The following is a 2,119-nucleotide window of genomic DNA, read 5'->3' as shown; positions in this document are numbered from 1 at the left end:
TTTGTTATCATGTAATTTGTGTGAATACTCGTAGAGCAAAAGCTCTCATCAATTGGTTTTACTTCAAGATAAGGAGGTGATCCAACCCCAGGTTCCCCTAGGGTTACCTTGTTACGACTTCACCCCAGTCATGAAACACAAAGTGGTGACCGTCCTCCCGAAGGTTAGACTAGCCACTTCTTTTGCATCCCACTCCCATGGTGTGACGGGCGGTGTGTACAAGGCCCGGGAACGTATTCACCGTGGCATTCTGATCCACGATTACTAGCGATTCCTACTTCATGGAGTCGAGTTGCAGACTCCAATCCGGACTACGACAAGCTTTGTGGGATTCGCTTAACCTCGCGGTTTCGCTGCCCTCTGTACCTGCCATTGTAGCACGTGTGTAGCCCATCCCGTAAGGGCCATGATGACTTGACGTCGTCCCCACCTTCCTCCGGTTTATCACCGGCAGTCTCCTTAGAGTTCCCGCCTTTACGCGCTGGCAAATAAGGATAGGGGTTGCGCTCGTTGCGGGACTTAACCCAACATTTCACAACACGAGCTGACGACAGCCATGCAGCACCTGTCACAGAGTTCCCGAAGGCACAAGTCTATCTCTAGTCTCTTCTCTGGATGTCAAGGGATGGTAAGGTTCTTCGCGTTGCATCGAATTAAACCACATGCTCCACCGCTTGTGCGGGCCCCCGTCAATTCATTTGAGTTTTAACCTTGCGGCCGTACTCCCCAGGCGGTCAACTTAGTGCGTTAGCTGCGCCACTCACGTCTCTAGGACACAAACGGCTAGTTGACATCGTTTACAGCGTGGACTACCAGGGTATCTAATCCTGTTCGCTCCCCACGCTTTCGTTCCTCAGCGTCAGTATCTGTCCAGGTGGCCGCCTTCGCCACTGATGTTCCTTCCAATATCTACGCATTTCACCGCTACACTGGAAATTCCACCACCCTCTACAGTACTCTAGCTACCCAGTTCAAAATGCAGTTCCAAGGTTGAGCCCTGGGCTTTCACATCTTGCTTAAATAACCGCCTACGAACGCTTTACGCCCAGTAATTCCGATTAACGCTTGCACCCCTCGTATTACCGCGGCTGCTGGCACGAAGTTAGCCGGTGCTTCTTCTGTTGTTAACGTCACAGATAATGCTTATTAACCATTACCCTTTCCTCACAACTGAAAGTGCTTTACAACCCTAGGGCCTTCTTCACACACGCGGCATGGCTGCATCAGGCTTGCGCCCATTGTGCAATATTCCCCACTGCTGCCTCCCGTAGGAGTCTGGGCCGTGTCTCAGTCCCAGTGTGGCTGATCATCCTCTCAAACCAGCTAGAGATCGTCGCCTTGGTAAGCCATTACCTTACCAACTAGCTAATCTCACTTGGGCTAATCAAATGGCGAGAGGTCCGAAGATCCCCCCCTTTGGTCCGTAGACATTATGCGGTATTAGCAGTCGTTTCCAACTGTTATCCCCCACCATAAGGCATATTCCCAAGCATTACTCACCCGTCCGCCGCTCGACGCCAAAAGAGCAAGCTCTTTTTCGTTTCCGCTCGACTTGCATGTGTTAAGCCTGCCGCCAGCGTTCAATCTGAGCCATGATCAAACTCTTCAATTAAAAATCGTTTGTGAAGCTAAAAGCTTCTGCTCAATGAATTCTGTCGTGATACTTACCTAGCTAATAAAAGCTGAAGTAAATATCGCATTACATATATAAGTATACTTTCGTATTTATAAATAATACTTGCGTGAACATCATTCATTAAAGCGTTTTTTGTCAGACAAGCTGACTTTGTAAAAACAAGTTAATGTGAGTATCCACACAAATTGCATGATAACTGATTGTTAAAGAAAACTTGTTAATTAAGCACTTAGCTTAAATAACAGTAGATAAGAGTCGCATTCGCTCATTATCTTTTTGCTAACTTACCGTTAGGTCATTTAGCGTTGCTCGTTGCTGTTGCCCCGAAGCAGGATGCGTATCATACGCTTCCAAGTTTTAATGTCAACGTTTATTTTCATTTTTTTAAAAGTTTATTTAAAACTTTCAAAACCTGTTAATAACACGTTAAGTTAACTTATTTACTTAAAAAGCACTAAGATAACTTATTAAAACGTCCTGTTG

At 46.5% G+C, this 2,119-nt stretch carries 1 rRNA gene; it reads right to left on the bottom strand.

Annotation, left to right across the window (positions count from 1 at the left end):
* Window positions 1-69 precede the first annotated feature (69 nt).
* Window positions 70-1,612: ribosomal RNA gene (locus tag AC0UA9_RS16525) — 16S ribosomal RNA — on the bottom strand.
* Between the last annotated feature and the right edge of the window lie 507 nt (window positions 1,613-2,119).

The sequence above is a fragment of the Colwellia sp. F1 genome, from assembly GCF_056238625.1.
The sequence above is the reverse complement of the archived record's forward strand: the minus strand, read 5'-3'. Positions and strand labels throughout refer to the sequence as shown.